General features: G+C 74.7%; 15 protein-coding genes. 3 read left to right on the top strand and 12 right to left on the bottom strand.

Going from position 1 to position 15,293, the window contains the following annotated elements:
* Positions 1 to 11: 11 nt before the first annotated feature.
* A complete protein-coding gene (locus DSM104329_RS06060) occupies positions 12 to 887 on the bottom strand; it encodes an SDR family NAD(P)-dependent oxidoreductase (protein ID WP_259314500.1) in 876 nt (291 codons plus the stop codon).
* Positions 888 to 1,017: 130 nt separating this feature from the next.
* Here DSM104329_RS06060 and DSM104329_RS06055 point away from each other — a divergent pair, with 130 nt between their 5' ends.
* Genes DSM104329_RS06055 through DSM104329_RS06045 form a run of 3 tightly spaced genes read left to right on the top strand, consistent with a single transcriptional unit; the run spans position 1,018 to position 3,764 of the window.
* On the top strand, positions 1,018 to 1,818 hold the full coding sequence (locus DSM104329_RS06055) for a FadR/GntR family transcriptional regulator (protein WP_259314499.1): 801 nt from the start codon (positions 1,018 to 1,020) through the stop codon (positions 1,816 to 1,818).
* 18 nt (positions 1,819 to 1,836) lie between these two features.
* Positions 1,837 to 3,003: an acetyl-CoA C-acyltransferase gene (locus tag DSM104329_RS06050; RefSeq protein ID WP_259314498.1), complete on the top strand. Its 1,167-nt coding sequence runs from the start codon at positions 1,837 to 1,839 to the stop codon at positions 3,001 to 3,003.
* Complete coding sequence (locus DSM104329_RS06045) at positions 3,000 to 3,764, top strand: SDR family NAD(P)-dependent oxidoreductase (RefSeq protein ID WP_259314497.1); 765 nt, start codon at positions 3,000 to 3,002, stop codon at positions 3,762 to 3,764. Before DSM104329_RS06050 ends, DSM104329_RS06045 begins: the two co-directional genes overlap by 4 nt.
* Positions 3,765 to 4,168: 404 nt before the next feature.
* Here DSM104329_RS06045 and DSM104329_RS06040 read toward each other — a convergent pair whose 3' ends face one another.
* The 11 genes from DSM104329_RS06040 to DSM104329_RS05990 form a co-directional block, all read right to left on the bottom strand.
* The gene (locus tag DSM104329_RS06040; protein ID WP_259314496.1) at positions 4,169 to 5,284 is read right to left on the bottom strand and encodes an acyl-CoA dehydrogenase family protein; all 1,116 of its coding nucleotides are present in this window, start codon (positions 5,282 to 5,284) and stop codon (positions 4,169 to 4,171) included.
* On the bottom strand, positions 5,281 to 6,522 hold the full coding sequence (locus DSM104329_RS06035) for an acyl-CoA dehydrogenase family protein (RefSeq protein WP_259314495.1): 1,242 nt from the start codon (positions 6,520 to 6,522) through the stop codon (positions 5,281 to 5,283). Before DSM104329_RS06035 ends, DSM104329_RS06040 begins: the two co-directional genes overlap by 4 nt.
* A 1-nt stretch (position 6,523) precedes the next feature.
* On the bottom strand, positions 6,524 to 7,471 hold the full coding sequence (locus DSM104329_RS06030) for an acyl-CoA dehydrogenase family protein (protein ID WP_259314494.1): 948 nt from the start codon (positions 7,469 to 7,471) through the stop codon (positions 6,524 to 6,526).
* A 31-nt stretch (positions 7,472 to 7,502) separates the two neighbouring features.
* Positions 7,503 to 8,642 (bottom strand): acyl-CoA dehydrogenase family protein, encoded by a 1,140-nt coding sequence (locus tag DSM104329_RS06025; protein WP_259314493.1) that lies wholly within the window; start codon positions 8,640 to 8,642, stop codon positions 7,503 to 7,505.
* 108 nt (positions 8,643 to 8,750) lie between these two features.
* Positions 8,751 to 9,119, bottom strand: coding sequence for a carboxymuconolactone decarboxylase family protein (locus DSM104329_RS06020; protein ID WP_259314492.1), 369 nt, complete (start codon positions 9,117 to 9,119; stop codon positions 8,751 to 8,753).
* A 6-nt stretch (positions 9,120 to 9,125) separates the two neighbouring features.
* Complete coding sequence (locus DSM104329_RS06015) at positions 9,126 to 9,977, bottom strand: NAD(P)-dependent oxidoreductase (RefSeq protein WP_259314491.1); 852 nt, start codon at positions 9,975 to 9,977, stop codon at positions 9,126 to 9,128.
* On the bottom strand, positions 9,974 to 11,521 hold the full coding sequence (locus tag DSM104329_RS06010) for an amidase family protein (RefSeq protein WP_259314490.1): 1,548 nt from the start codon (positions 11,519 to 11,521) through the stop codon (positions 9,974 to 9,976). The genes DSM104329_RS06015 and DSM104329_RS06010 overlap by 4 nt, the downstream gene beginning before the upstream one ends.
* Positions 11,518 to 12,498, bottom strand: a complete 981-nt coding sequence (locus DSM104329_RS06005; protein ID WP_259314489.1) for an alpha/beta fold hydrolase — start codon at positions 12,496 to 12,498, stop codon at positions 11,518 to 11,520. The genes DSM104329_RS06010 and DSM104329_RS06005 overlap by 4 nt, the downstream gene beginning before the upstream one ends.
* Entirely contained in the window at positions 12,498 to 13,244 is a 747-nt protein-coding gene (locus DSM104329_RS06000; protein WP_259314488.1) for an SDR family NAD(P)-dependent oxidoreductase, read from the bottom strand. The genes DSM104329_RS06005 and DSM104329_RS06000 overlap by 1 nt, the downstream gene beginning before the upstream one ends.
* On the bottom strand, positions 13,241 to 14,077 hold the full coding sequence (locus DSM104329_RS05995) for a mycofactocin-coupled SDR family oxidoreductase (RefSeq protein WP_259314487.1): 837 nt from the start codon (positions 14,075 to 14,077) through the stop codon (positions 13,241 to 13,243). The genes DSM104329_RS06000 and DSM104329_RS05995 overlap by 4 nt, the downstream gene beginning before the upstream one ends.
* A 45-nt stretch (positions 14,078 to 14,122) precedes the next feature.
* Entirely contained in the window at positions 14,123 to 15,292 is a 1,170-nt protein-coding gene (locus tag DSM104329_RS05990; RefSeq protein ID WP_259314486.1) for a serine hydrolase domain-containing protein, read from the bottom strand.
* Position 15,293: the final 1 nt, after the last annotated feature.

Genomic DNA, 15,293 nt, shown 5'->3' with positions numbered 1-15,293 from the left:
TTGAGGACACTCTACCTGACGACGCGGCCGGTGCCGACGTCGCGCAGGTCCAGGCGCGAGAAGCCCACCGGCTGCAGGTCGCGGCGCAACTCGCCGAAGGCGGCCGCGACCCCGTCGAGGCTGCGGTCGGCGAGGGGCAACGGCTCCGGGAAGGCGGGCGGCCGCATGATCGACAGCCCGCAGGCGTCGAGCCGGACGACCTGCCCGTTGACGTCTGCGGCGCGGTCGCTGAGCAGGAACACCGCCAGCGGAGCGACCGACTCCGGCGGCGGCTCATCCATGTGGGCCGCGTCGCGGTTGACCCACACCTCGGACATGGCCGTGCGCGCGAGCGGCGAGATCGCGTTGACGCGCACGCCGTATGGGGCGGCGTCGACGGCCCAGCCCCAGGTCAGCGCGACCACGCCGCCCTTCGACGCGCCGTAGAGCGAGTGCTCGAGCAGACCGAGCAGCGCGCCGGACGTGACGTTGAGGATCGCCCCCGACCGCTGGGCGACCATCGCCCGCAGCGCGTGGATGCCGCAGTACATCGTGCCGAGCAGGTTGACCTCGACGATCGCGCGGGCCCGCTCCCCGGCCTCCTCGCGCCAGGGATCGCCGACGTGCGAGATCCCGGCGTTGTTGATCAGCCCGTCGAGGCGGCCGAACGCCTGGGTGCAACGGTCGACCGCCGCCCCGGCGGCCGCCCAGTCCGCCACGGAACCGGCGTGCGCGACGGCCCGCCCACCGTCGGCGGCGATCTGGTCCGCCACCGCCGACGCGGCGCCCTCGTCGACGTCGTTGACGACGACGGCCGCACCCTCGGCCGCGGCCGCGATGGCGTAGGCCCGGCCCAGCCCGCCGCCCGCCCCGGTGACCACGATCGCCCTGTCCGCCAGCATCCCCATCGCCCACTCCTCCCGCCGGCCGGGGGCGACCGGCGCTCGACGCCACGTGCGATAAAGCGTATACCGATCTCCTGATCGACCTGCGCGTGTGGAACACTTGCGCGCGGTCATCCGGCAACCGGGGAACGACGTGCAACGAGCAACCAGAGCCGGCGCCGCGAACGGCGCCCCGAAGCCGAAGCCGAAGGCAGCCGGCAAGGGCCGCGCCCGGGCGGACAAGGCGGACGGCGCCGTCGCGCGCAAGCCGGGACGCCGCCTGGCCGAGGTCGTCGCCGACCGCATCGAGGAGGACATCGTCGCCCGCGGGTGGCCCGTCGGCGAGGTGCTCGGCTCCGAGGCCGACCTCATCGAGCGTTTCGGGGTCAGCCGCGCCGTGTTCCGCGAGGCGGTGCGCATCGTCGAGCACCACAACGTGGCCCGCATGCGCCGCGGGCCGGGCGGCGGGCTCATCGTCACCGAGCCCGACCCGCGCGCGGTCCAGAACGCCATGGCCCTGTACCTGCGCTACAAGGGCGTCGGCCGCGAGGTGCTGTTCGAGGCCCGCGCCGCGCTGGAGATCGCCGCGGTGGCGTCGGCGACCGAGCGCATCACCGAGGAGGGCATCGCGCGCCTGCGCGAGGTGCTCGACACGGAGGAGCGCGAGGGCGAGCGTGCGGTGGCCGAGGCCCACACCCACCACCTGCACGTCGTCATCGCGGAGCTGACGGGCAACCCGGCGATGGCGATGTTCATCGAGGTGCTCAACCGGCTCAACGAGGAGATGATCCTCGCGGAGATCGAGGCGGGCCACCGCGAAGTGCTGAGCGTGGCGGCCGCGGACTACCACAAGGCCCATGTCGCGATCGTCGACGCGATCGCCAGCGGCGACGCCGCGCTGGCCCAGCACCGGATGCGCCGGCACCTGGACGCCATCCTCGAGTACCTACACTGAGTACACTCTTTTGCGTTCATGGGCACCCCCGTCATCGTCGACGTCCTGCGCACGCCTGTTGGCCGCGCCCACAAGGGCTCGCTGACCGCGGTCCGCCCGGACGACCTCGCCGCCCTCGTCGTGCGCGGGCTGCTGGAGCGCCACCCCGACGTCGATCCCGCGACCATCGACGACGTCGCGTGCGGGTGCGGCTTTCCGTGGGGTGAGCAGGGCTACAACGTCGGGCGCAACGTCGCGATCCTGGCCGGGCTGCCGCACACGGTCCCCGCCCAGACCGTCACCCGCCTGTGCGCGTCGTCGCTGCAGGCGCTGCGGATCGCCGCGCACGCGATCATCGCGGGCGAGGTGCGCACGATGATCGCCGTGGGGGTCGAGTCCGTGTCGCGCGTGGGGCGCGGCATCGAGCTGTCGACGCCGAACCCGCTGCTGGACCCGGAGGCGGACGGCGAGGTGCTCGGCGCCGTCTTCACGCCGATGGGCATCACCGCGGAGAACGTCGCCGCGCGCTACGGCGTCACGCGCGAGGAGAGCGACCGTTTCGCCCAGCGCTCGCAGGAGCGCGCGGTCGCCGCCGCGCGCTCCGGGTTCAGCGCGCGAGAGATCCTCCCGGTCGCGCGGCCGGACGGCGGAACGATGACCGCCGACGACTCGCCGCGGGCGGGCTCGACGCTGGAGAAGCTCGCGGCGCTCGACCCGGTCTTCCGCGAGGACGGCGTCGTGACGGCCGGCAACTCGTGCCCGCTCAACGACGGCGCCGCGGCGGCGCTCGTGATGGACGAGGGCCACGCCCGCGCGCTCGGCCTGCGCCCCCGCGCCCGGATCCTCGCCTCCGCGGTCTCGGCCGTCGACCCGGCCTACATGGGCGTCGGGCCGATCGAGGCGATCGGCTGCGCCCTGGATCGCGCGGGGGTCGCGATCGCCGACGTGGACCGCTACGAGATCAACGAGGCATTCGCCGCGCAGGTCATCCCCGTGTGCCGCGAAACCGGCATCGACCCGTTCGACGACCGCGTCAACGCCCACGGGGGCGGGATCGCGATCGGCCACCCGTTCGGGATGACCGGGCTGCGGATCATGAGCACGTTGCTCAACGGGCTCGACGAGTGCGACGGGACGATCGGCATCGAGAGCATGTGCGTCGGCGGCGGCCAGGGCCAGGCGATGGTCGTGGAGCGCATCGGGTGAGCGCGCCGCGCTATCCCGACCTCGACGGACGGGTGGCGCTGGTGACCGGAGGCTCGCGCGGGCTCGGCGCGGCGACCGCGCGCGTCCTCGCCGCCAACGGCGCGACGGTCGTGGTGACCGGCCGCGATCCCGCGGCCCTCGCCGCCGGCGTGGACGGCATCGCCGCGGCGGGCGGCCGCGCGCGCGGCATCCCCGCCGACGCCACCGACCCCGCGGCGCTCGCGGGACTGCGCGCCGCCGCGGAGGAGGAGCTCGGGCCCGTCGAGCTCCTGGCTGCATTCGCGGGCGGCGACGGCGAGCATCCCGAGCGGCCGCTGGACGAGGTCACCGACGACGACTGGCACAGCGTCATCGACGGCAACCTCGGCGCGACGTTCTTCACCCTGCGCGAGTTCCTGCCTCCGATGGTGCGGCGCGGGCGCGGCGCCATCGTGCTCATGTCCTCCACGGCGGCGCGCCGTCAGACACCTGCACCGTACGCGTACACCGCGGCGAAGGCCGGCGTCATCGCGATGACGCGCAAGGCGGCCGCGGAGGCGGGCCCCAGCGGCGTCCGCGTCAACTGCATCGCGCCGTCGATGGTGCCGACCGAGACGCGCGTCGTCGACTATCCCCCGGAGTACGTCGAGGCGAACTGGCCGCTCGGGCGTTTGGGCACGCCCGACGACGTCGCGCACGCCACCGCGTTCCTGCTCTCGGATGCGGCGGGCTGGCTGACCGGCATCACGATCGACGTGGCCGGCGGGCGCGTCATGCCCTGAGGCGGTCTTCGGTCCGCGGGCGGGCACGGGCCGCGACGCGCTCGGCGCCGACCGCTCCGGGCGGGCTCGGGGTGGGCTGAGGTCATCGAAGGGGAACGGGGCGGCGCCCCGCCCCGTTCCGGCTTGGGCCGCGGCGATCGTGTCGCGTTCACGGCGCCCCACGCCGTCATCGCGACAGAACCGTCCGAGCGACGCGCCGGCGCCCCCGGCGGCATTCGATCCTGTCGCGTTCACGGCGCCCCACGCCGTCATCGCGACAGCACCGCTCACGCCCGCGCGGCGCGGTTCACGCGAGGCGACGACTCCTCGCGGCGCCGCCCCGCCCCGTTCCCCTTCGATGCCCCCGGACCACATCCGGACCACGGCCGACATGCCGCGCTGAGCGCGGAGGCGCGCCGTCGCGTTTACGCGAAGATCAGGCGGTCCAGGCGGTCGCGGTGGTGGTCGCCGTCGCCGAACAGCGCCTCGCCGAGCTTCGCGCGCTTGAGGAACAGGTGCATGTCGTGCTCCCACGTGAACCCGATGCCGCCGTGCATCTGGACGCCCTCGCCGGCGATGTGGGCGTAGGCCTCCGCAGCCGTGGACTTGGCGATCGCCACGGCGGCGACGCGCTCGCCGGGCCGGTCGAACGCCGCGGCCGCGTGCTCGACGGCGGCGCGGGCGCCGGTCAGCCGCAGGAACATGTCGGCGCAGCGGTGCTTGAGGGCCTGGAAGCTGCCCAGCGGCCGGCCGAACTGCTCGCGTGTGCGCAGGTGCTCGAGCGTGATCTCGAGGACGCGCCCCGCGCCGCCGACCCCGTCGGCGGCGACCGCAAGCGCGCCCCGGTCGGCGGCCCGCTCGACGAGCTCGGCGCCGCCGATCCGCGCGGCGGGCGCGACCTCCACCCCGCGTAGCGTCAGGCGCGCCAGGCGCCGGGTGCAGTCGTGGACCGGCTGATCCTCGATCGCCACGCCGGCGGCGCCGGTCTCGACGAGGACCGCCGCGACCTCGCCGCGCCCGCCGCGCGCGGCGACGATCACCGCGTCCGCAGCCGGCAGGTCGGCGACGAAGCCGGCGACGCCGTCGAGCACCAGGCGCCCGCCCTCGGCGCCGACGCGAGTGTCGAGACGTCCGGGCACGCCGTCGGCGCCGGCCATGGCCGCGGTCACGATCGCCTGCCCCGCGACGATCCGCGGCAGCCACTCGGCGGCCGCGGGCCCGCCCGCATCGAGCAGCGCACCCGGGCCGAGGACCGCGGCGCCGAGCATCGGCAGCGGCGCGAGCGCGCGGCCGCACTCCTCGAGCAGCACGGCCAGCTCGGGCAGGCCCGCGCCGAGCCCGCCGTGCTCCTCGGGCGCCTGCACCCCGGTCCAGCCCAGCTCGACCACCTCGCGCCACAGCGCGTCGCCGTCCCGGTCGCCGGCCGCGATGGCGCGCACGACGTCCGGGCGGCAGCGATCGGCGAGGAAGCTGCGGGCGGTCTCGCGCAGCGCGGCGCGCAGCTCGCGACCCTCGGTGGCGGTGGCGGCCGCGTCGCTCACGCCGCGCCCGGCTCCCGCGGAAGGCCGAGCACGCGCTCGGCGATGACGTTGCGCATGATCTCCGACGAGCCGCCGCCGACCGTCCACGCGGGCGTCGCGAGCAGGTCGACCATCCAGTCGCCGGACTCCCAGTTGACACCCTGCGTGTGCGGGCGCAGGCGCTGCGCGTCCAGGCCGCCGACCGTCGTGCCGAGCTCGTCGACGCGCTTGAGCGTCTCGGCGAACATGACCTTGATGACGCTCGACTCCGGGCCCGCGCCGCCGTGGCGGCCGAGGTCGTCGAGCATGCGGTAGCAGATGAGCCGCAGCACCTCGGTCTCGGCGTACAACCGGGCGAGCGACTGGCGCAGGCGCCCCTCGGCCGGCGTCCCGTTCAGGGCGGGCAGCTGCGCGGCCACGTCGGCGGTGAGCCGGCCGCGGGTCACGCACAGCCGCTCGATCTGCTCGAGCACGAACACGCTGCGTTCGGTCGACAGCGTGCCCTGGGCCACGCGCCAGCCGTCGTTCTCGGCGCCGAGGATGCGGTCGGCGCCGAGCTCCACATCGGTCAGGAAGATCTCGCAGAACTCGTGCTCGCCCGTGCTCTGGCGGATGGGAACGATCTGCACCCCGGGCAGCGTCATGTCGAGGATGAAGCACGTGATGCCGCGCCGCTTGGGCGCATCCGGGTCGGTACGCGCGAGCAGCAGGCAGTGCGTCGCGTACGTGGCGTAGCTCGACCAGATCTTCTGGCCGTTGACGACGTAGCGGTCGCCCTCGCGCCGGGCCCGGGTCTGCAGGCTCGCGAGGTCCGACCCCGCGCCCGGCTCGCTGAAGCCCTGCGTCCAGATCTCGCCGGCGAGGATCGCCGGGAGGTGGCGCGCCTGCTGCTCGTCGGTGCCCGCCGCGAGGAGCGTCGAGGCAGCGTGATAGAGCGCGGTCGACGTCACGGTCAGCTGCGGCGCCCCGGCGTGGGCGAGCTCCTCGGCCAGGATGACCTGCTGGGCCAGCGTGCAGCCACCGCCGCCCCACCGCTTCGGCACGTGCGGCGCGAGATAGCCGCCCTCGCGCAGGCGGCCCATCCACCAGCGCTGGAAGGCGACGTACTCCTCGTCGCCGGCGCCGGTCATGCGGGCGCGCCAGTCGGCCGGGACGTTCTCGGCGACCCAGGCGCGCACGTGGGTGCGCCACGCCTCGAGCTCGGCCGGGTCCTCCCCGCCCTCGGCGGAGAGCCGCAGCGAGACCGGCGACGCCGTCACGTCAGCGGGCCTCCTCCGGCGCGGACGCCGGCGCGTCCGGCGTGGCCGCGTCGATCCACCGCGCCCGCGCGAGCGCCGTCTCGTGGCCGCCGGCGCCGCCGAGCTCGAGGCTGAGCGCCGGCAGGCGCATCGTCCACAGGTAGAGGTCGTACTCCTCGGTCAGTCCCATGGCGCCGCTGAGCTGGTGGGTGTCGCGGACGATCGCGTCGGCGACCATGCTCGCGGATGCCGCGGCGGCGGCGGCCGCTTCGGGATACGCGCCCCGGGCGGCGGCGAAGCGGGTCATCCAGCGCGCGCTCTCCACGCCGATGTGCAGCTCGGCCAGGCGGTGCTGGATCGCCTGGAAGGCGCCGATCGGCTGCCCGAACTGCCGGCGCTGGGCGAGGTGGTCGACGGTGAGCGCCAACGCGGCTTCCATCGTGCCGACCATCTCGGCGGCGAGCGCGACCCGCCACCAGCGATCGAGCGCCTCGGCGTCGACCGGCTGCCCCACCTCGGCCGCGGTGTCGACCGCCGCCAGGGGATAGCCGAACATCGACGCGATCGGCGTGATCCGAGCGTCGGCCGCCGGCACGGCGGCGGCCGCCAGCAGGAGGACGTCGGCGTACGCGGCGAAGCGCGACAGCGCGCGCGGGCCGGGCGGGACGAGCGCAACCACGTCGGGCAGGTCCGGGCCGAGGACGGCCGGCGCGACGAGCGCGCGGGCGGCGGCGGGGACGCACCCGGCGTGGCGCGCGACCGCTTCCGTCACGAGCACCGCCTCGAGCGGACCGGCGCCCGCCGCGGCCGGGTCGAGGAAGCCGCCCCCGGCGAGCGCGGCCATGAGCTCCGCATCGAAGCCGCCGTCGGCGAGCACCGCGCGGGCGCGCGCCGGGCCGGCGTGGCGCTCGAGCAGGGTCTCGACGGCCGCGACGAGGCCGGCCTGCTCGTCGGTCAGCGCAAAGTCCACGGGGGCCTCCTGGGGGTGAGGGTCGATCCGGTCATCGTCGCGGGAGGCCGAGGCAGAGGCGGGCGATGAGGTTGAGCTGCACCTCGTAGGTCCCGGTCGCCACGCCCGCGGTCATCGAGCTGTTGAGCTGACGCTCGTAGATCGAGTCCTCCTCGAGGGCGGACTGGCCGAGGGTGGCCGCGGCGGCTGTCGCGACGTCGCGCTCGGCGCGGACCATCGCGGCGCGCGCGGTGTATGCCGGCCCGCCGGGCGGCAGCCGCTTCGCGCGGTCGTCCATGGCGCGGTACGTGAGCAGGCGCGCGACCTCGCAGGACGCGCGAGCACGCCCGAGCGCGCGCAGCACGACCGGATCGTCCAGCACGCCGTTTACGCGCGCCCAGACGGCCAGCTCGTCGAGCGCCAGCGCCGCCGCGGCATACCGCGGCGAGCCGACGCGCTCGTACGTGAGCAGCTGGCGCACGAGCCGCCAGCCCTTGCCCTCCTCGCCGAGCAGGCACGACGCCGGGACGCGGACGTCCGTCAGGAAGACCTCGTGGAACTGGTGCTCGCCGGCCAGCGCCGGGATCTCGCGCACCTCGATGCCCGGCCGGTCCATCGGCAGCAGGAAGACCGAGATGCCGTCGTGGCGGCCACCGGCCGGCCCGGTCCGCGCGAGCAGGAAGCAGAAGTCGGCGACGTGGGCGTAGGACGTCCAGATCTTCTGGCCGTCGATGACGTACTCGTCGCCGTCGCGGACCGCCCGCGTGCGCAGCGAGGCGAGGTCGGACCCGGCCTCGGGCTCCGAGAAGCCCTGGCACCAGAAGACGTCACCGGCCCGGATGCGCGGCAGGTGCTGGGCCTTCTGCTCGTCGGTCCCGGCCAGGAGGATGAGCGGCGCGATCCAGTTGACGTTCATGTACTGCGGGCCCCGGGGCTCGCCGCGCGACCACATCTCCTCGCCGAGGATGATGTGGCGCCAGGTGTCGTCGAGCCCGCCGAACTCCTGCGGCCAATGCGGCGCGAGCCAGCCGCGGTCCGAGAGCTCGCGGACGAACCACTTCGACAGCTCCACCCCCTCGGCCGAGCTGATGTGGCGCGGATCGGCGGCGCGATGCTCGGGCAGGACCGAGTCGGCGAACGCGCCCAGCTCGGCGCGGAAGGCAACCTGCTCGGGGGACCAGTCGAAGTTCACGGGGATGGCGACCTTGCTCGGGGTACGAGAGGAACAAAGAGTGTACTGATCTCGCTGCATCTCCGGGAACGGTGCCGCCGGCGCCCCGGTCGGGCTGCGCCCCGCTGGTCAGCCGTCGCCGCGATGCCCGGCGATCGCCCGCTGCGCGGCGTCGTTGATCGCCGAGCCCTGCGGCCAGCCGACGTAATGCGTGAGGTGCACGACGATCTCGTCGACCTGCTCGGGTGTCAGCTCATTGCGCGCCAGCGCGCTCGAGAACTGCAGCTCGGCGAGGTCGGCGCGGCCCAGCGCGGCCACGACGCCGATCACGAGCATCCGCCGCTCCGCGATCGACAGGCCGGGACGAGTCCACACGTCGGCGAAGAGGTGGTCGACCGTGATCTCCTGATACGGATCCTTGTCTCCGGTGATGCCGAGATCCGCCGCGTAGACCTCGCCGAGGACCCGCAGGCCCCGCTCGCGTCGTTCGCTGTCCATGTCGCCTCAGCGCTCCTCTCGCATGGTGGGCGCGTCCGCCGCCGTGCGGCGGACAACGTCGTCGATGAACCGGTCGGCCAGCTCGCCGGCCGGCATCGGGACCCCGCTCTCGGCGCCCAGCTCGAGCGCCGCACGCAGGTCCTTGTGGGCGATCGCGGCGAGCGCCGGCGGCGCCGGGCGGCGCGCCGGGTCGCCGCTGACGAGCGCCGTCGCGCCGCCGGTCATCGGATCGCTCGCCCGGATCGCCTCAACCAGCGCGTCCGTGGCGATTCCCGACGCCGCGACGAGCCGCGACGCCTCGTCGACCACGAGCCACGAGCCGTAGGTGACGAGGTTGCGCGCGAGCTTCAGGCGCATGCCGGCGCCGAGCGCTCCGGCGTGGATCACCCGCTGCGCGAACGACTCGATCACCGGGCGGGCCGCGCGGACCGCGTCGGCGGATCCACCTACCATCGCCACGAGCCGGCCCTCGGCCGCGGCGGCCGCACCGCCGCTGACCCCGCAGTCGACGATCGCGGCGCCGGCGGGCGCCGCCGCGTTCGCGGCCGACTCGAGCGTCCGCACCGCGACCGTGCTCAGCACGATGATCGTCGCGGGCGCCCGTGCCGCGCCCAGAAGACCGCCATCGCCCTCAAGGACGTCGCGGACCTGGGCGTCGTCGAGCACCGCGACCAGCACCGTCGGCGCCCACATGGCGACGTCGGCGGGCGTGGCGACGAGGCGCAGGCCCACCGGCAGCGGCGCCGCCGGAGCGCGCACGTCGCACCCGGCCACCTCCCACCCGGCGCGACACAGTGCCGCGGCGACCCCGCCGCCGATCTGGCCGAGGCCGACGACGCCGACCGCGCCCCGGCTCACGCGCCCGCCCGCAGCGCCGCCTCGAGCACGGCGCCCGCACGGAAGACCCGCGCATCCTCGAAGTGCGGGGCCACGAGCTGGACCGACGTCGGCAGCCCTTCCTCGTCGGTGCCGCTGGGCAGGGCCAGGGCGGGATGGCCGCTGACGTTCAGCGGCGCCGTGTTCGCCCCCGTGAAGGCGCGGTCCAGGAGCTGCTCGTCGCCCGCCTGGCCCTCGAACAGGGCGGGCGCCACCATCGGCGTGGTGGGCGTGAGCAGCAGATCGCATCCGCAGAGCGCGGCGTCGACCTGGCGGCGCACCTCACGCCGCAGGTTCTGGGCGCGCGCGAGGTACATCGACAGGTAACGCTCGTGCAGGTAGCGGCCGCCCAGCAGCCAGACCTTGATGAACGGCGGCAGCTCGTCGGCCTCGTGTCGGCGGCTGAGCGCGAACGCGCGCACGCGGTCCTCGTCGACCTCGCCGAGGTGGCTGAAGCCCTGGCCCTCGGACTGCACCATGGCCCAGCCGAGGCAGATCCACAGGGTCAGCGCGACCGGCCAGCTGTCGGCCCAGATCGGCACGGGGGCCGGCACGATCTCGGCGCCCGCACCCGCCAGCGCCGCCACCGCGGCGTCCAGGCCACGCAGGACCGCGGGCTCGCAGACGCCGGCGGCCGCCGCCTCCGGCACGAGCCCGATGCGCAGACCCTCGACGCCGAGCGACAGCGCGTCGACGCACGCGGTCCGCTCCGGCCGGGCGCGCACCCACTGGGGGTCGCGGTCGTCGTGGCCCGCGATGGCGTCGGTGATCGCGGCGGTCAGCGCGACCGTCCGCGCGGTCGGCGCCACCGAATCGATCGTGTGGTCCATGTGGGTGATGCCGTGCGACGGGACGAGCCCCTGCGTCGCCTTCAGCGAGACCACCCCGCAGAAGGCGGCGGGCACCCGGCCTGAGCCGCCCTGGTCGACGGCGAGCCCGACGTCGATCGCGCCGGCGGCGACCGCCGCGCCCGTGCCGCCGGAGGAGCCGCCGGCCGACCGCGCGGGGTCGAGCGGGTTGCGCGGTGCGCCGAACGCGCTCGTCTCGCCCAGCCCGCCGGACGCGAAGTCGTCCATGTTGAGCTTGCCGACGACGTCCGCGCCGGCATCGAGCAGCCGCTCGACGACGACAGCGTCCGCGATGGGCACGTAGGCCGCCAGGCGCGACCCGTTGCTCACCGGCATACCGGCCACGGCGATGTTGTCCTTGACCGCCGCGCGCAGCCCGGCGAGCGGCCCTGCGTCGCTGCCCGCGACGCGGCCGATCCACGTGAAGGCGTTGCCGGGATCCTCCCGCGGCGTGGGCGGGCGCCCGGGATCGCGATCGCGGTGGCGCAGCGGCGGGCGCTCGCGGTGCAGTTCGTCGAGGCGGTCCATCTGGCCGAGCACCCCGTCGAGGATGCGCGCGTAGCGCTCGGCCTCGTCGCGGGTCAGCGCGAGGTGCTCGCGGCGACCGAGCTCCATGAGCTCCTCCGGGCCGGGCCGGCGGATGAAGCCACGTGAGCGCTCGGGCCGGAACGGGCTCACGGCAGGGCCTCGCCCCAGCGGCAGAGGCGTTCCCACAGGATCGCCCGCGAGCCCGCGACGTTGTGGCAGTGCGCCGTCGCGTCGAGCAGTACGAGCGTGATGTCGCTGCTCGACGCGTACGCCGCCACCTCCATCCGCGGGTCCGGCGACAGGTCCGTGTCGCCGTAGGCGAGCAGGACCGGGGCGCGCACCTCGCGCGCGAAGCGCGCGCCGAGTTGCGGCGTGATGACGTCCAGCGCGGCCTGGCGCGGCGAGACGGTCGCCGCGGCAGTGTCGGCGGCGATGACGGCCCCCGGTACCTCGGGGCCGTAGAACAGCGCGGCGAAGGGCTCGCGCTCGATCGTGAAGAACGGGTCCAGCTCGTCCCACGTGCGGCCCCAGAGCTTCTGCGGGATGTGCGCGCGCGCCCAGGCACGCCGCTCGTCGAAGCCGAGCCGGTCCTCGTCGGCCGCGGGCTCGTAGATGCCGGCGAGCTCCTGCGTCGTGTAGCCGAGCGCGGCGACTGCGTCCCAGGGCGCTCCCACCGCATGCGCGGCGACCGCGACGCCGCCGCCCAGCGAGTGCCCCACGCCGACGAGCCGCGCCTCGGCGAGCGCCGCCACCCCCGGGGCGAGCGTGCCCGCGCGCACGCGCGCGAGGATGTGCCCGGACGCTTCGGCCACGGCGCGCCCGAGGCTCTCGAGGTCCACCTCGTCGTCGTCGTCCGGCGGGCTGCTGTCGCCGGTCCCGAGGTTGTCGAGCGCGACGACGACGTGGCCGCGCGCCGTCGCGTGCTCGGCGAAGCTGTAGCCGTCGTGGCCATCGACGCGCAGGTCCCAGTACGAGCGCCGGTAGGTCATGCCCGGCACGCAGACGAAGACCAGCGGCGCCGCGGCCGGCACGGCCTCGCCGGACAGGGCGATCACGCTCGCGGCCAACCGCCCGCGTGCGACCTCGAGCTCGAGGTCCGCGCGCACGCGCGTCGCCGTGGCCGCCATCAGAACGCCGTCCAGCCGCCGTCGATGCACCACGCCGCGCCGTGGACGAAATCGGCGTCATCGGAGGCGAGGTACAGCGCCAACCGCGCCATCTCATCGGGCTGCGCCCAGCGTCCAGCCGGGATCGACGCGATGAAGTCGTCATACGGGCCGCCCTCGGGGCCGCGGACGGGCGCGGTCATCGGCGTCGCGGTCGGGCCCGGGCACAGCGCGTTGGCGCGGATGCCCTGCTTGGCGTACTCGACCGCGATCGATCGCGTCAGGCCGACGACGCCGTGCTTGGCCGCGGTGTAGGCCGCGTCGCCGCCCCCGCCGACGAACGCCGACGACGACGCCGTGTTGACGAACACGCCGCGGCCCTGGGCGAGCATCTGCGGGATCGCCGCCCGGCACATGAGGAACACGCCGGTGAGGTCGACGTCGATGACGCGCTGCCAGATGTCGAGCGACATCTCGGCCAGGAGCCCCTCGCCGAGGATCCCGGCGTTGTTGCAGACGATGTCGACGCTGCCGAACGCGGCGACCGTCTCGGCCACCGCCCGCTCCGCCGCCGCGGGGTCGGCCACGTCGCCCTCGATGCCGAGCACCCGGTCGCCGCCGAGCAGCCCCACGGTGTCGGCCAGGCGCTCGGGGTCGATCTCCAGGAACGCCACGGCGGCGCCCTCGCCGTGGAAGCGGCGGGCCATCGCCTGCCCCATCCCGGCGCCGCCGCCCGTGATGAGGACCGTCTTGGCCTGCATCCTCATGGCCGCGCCAGGTTCCCCGCGTCGACCGGGATCGCGGCGCCGGTCAGCATCCGGCTCTGCTCGGAGGCGAGCCACACGACCGCGTCGCTGACGTCCTCCGGTTCGACCGTCGGAACCGGGATGAGGTTCAGGCCGCGCAGGCCCTCCACGGCGTCGTCGTAGCCGGGGTTCTCGAGGTCCGGGCGAAACAGCTTGAACATCTGGTCGTTGATGAGCATCCCGGTGTTGACGCCGGTGGGCAGCACCGCGTTGACGCGGATGCCGCGCGCCCCGAGCTCCTGCGCGAACGTCTTCATCAGGCCGAGGACGCCGTGCTTGGCCGCCGTGTAGTGGCCGTTGCCGGGCACCGCGCGCACGCCGTTCGTCGACGAGATGAAGATGATCGACCCGCCGTTGCCGAGCTCGAGCATCCGCGGGATCGCCACCTTGGCCGTGCGCCACTGCGACGTCAGGTTGATGTCGATCATCTCGAGGAAGCGGTCCTCGGGGATCTCCCACAGGTCGCCGCCGAGCGACCAGATGCCGGCATTGGCGACGACGATGTCGAGGCGGCCGAAGGCGTCGACGCCCTCGTCGACCGCTCGGGCCAGGGCGTCGGTGTCGCGGATGTCGGCGGTGACCGCCAGGCCGCGGCCGCCGCGCTCCTCGACGAGCGCCACGGTCTCGGCGAGACGGTCGGCCTGCGGCATTTCGTAGGGCACGTCCTCGAGCTGCCGGCCGATGTCGAGCGCGACGACGGCGGCGCCCTCCTCGGCCATCCGGAGCGCGTGCGCGCGGCCCATGCCGCCCGCCGCCCCGGTGATGAACGCGACCTTCCCGTCGAGGTGTCCCACGGATGCTCTTCCTTCCTCGGTGTCTCGTCGTGTGTGCGCGGCCGGTCAGGCGCTGCGAGCGACGGCACCGCGGTCGGCGGCGACGTCGCGCATGGCGTCCGCCAAGCGCATGAACGGGTTGACGTCAGGCTCGGGCGAGAACATCTGCTCCGGGTGCATCATGTTGTGGAGGATCGCCCCCGACAGGCCCGTGTCGAGATCGGCCCAGGCGATCGACCCGCCCGCCCCGGGGCTGCAGAGCACGCGGGGGCCCTTGCCGACGATCGGGTAGGCGTACGGCGAGGGACCGCCGAGCCAGTACCCGCGCCTGCCGACCATCACCGGCGCGCCGAGCGTCTCGTCGGTCGACTCGGCGTCGGGCCGGGGGTCGGCGAACGAGAGCACGAGGTCCTCGGACAGCAGCCGCATGCCGTCGAGCTCGCCGCGGTTGGCCAGCATCGCGAACAGGCGGGCGATCGCCCGAGCGCTCATGATGCCGCCCGCGCCGGGGTTGACCGACTGGCGCACGTCGGTGCGGTTGAAGATCGTGCCCGGCACCACGTCGATCGGCATGGAGGCCTCGTACAGCTCGATCGGCGCCGGCTCCGGCGGGGCGGGGATGAGCACCGGCGCGACGCGCCCCAGCTCGGAGTCCGGCACGCCGAGGTAGACGTCGCGGATGCCGAGCGGCTCGAGCACCTCCTCGCGGACGAAGACGTCGAGCGGCCGTCCCTGCGGGTCGGCGCGGCGGACGATCTCGCCCACGAGCCAGCCCCAGTTCAGCGTGTGGTAGGCGTTGGTCGTCCCGGGCTCGAACACCGGCACCGCGGTCTCCAGCGCGCGGACCATGAAGTCCCAGTCGCACGTCTGCTCGGGCGTGACGCCGTCGGGCATGCGCGGGATGCCCGCGCGATGGGAGGCGGCGTCGCCGACCGTCGTGCGCTCCTTGCCGTTCTGTCCGTACTCGGGCCAGTAGTCCGTGACCGGCGCGTCGTAGTCGACGAGTCCGCGCTCGGCCAGCACCGCCAGCCCGGTCGACGTGACGCCCTTCGTCACCGAGAACGCGGTGAACAGCGTGTCGCCGTCCACCAACCGACCGCTGCCGGCCGGGTCGGCCGTCCCGGTCCAGGCGTCGACGATGAGCTCGCCGTCGAGATAGGCCGCCACCTGCACGCCGACCTCACCGAGCCGGCGCGCATGGCGCAGACCCTCGTCGATCCTCTCGTCCACGTCCATC

Origin of the sequence: Capillimicrobium parvum (assembly GCF_021172045.1) — a bacterium.
Classification (GTDB): domain Bacteria; phylum Actinomycetota; class Thermoleophilia; order Solirubrobacterales; family Solirubrobacteraceae; genus Capillimicrobium; species Capillimicrobium parvum.
Note: the sequence above shows the minus strand (reverse complement) of the source record. Positions and strands in the feature narration are given on the sequence as shown.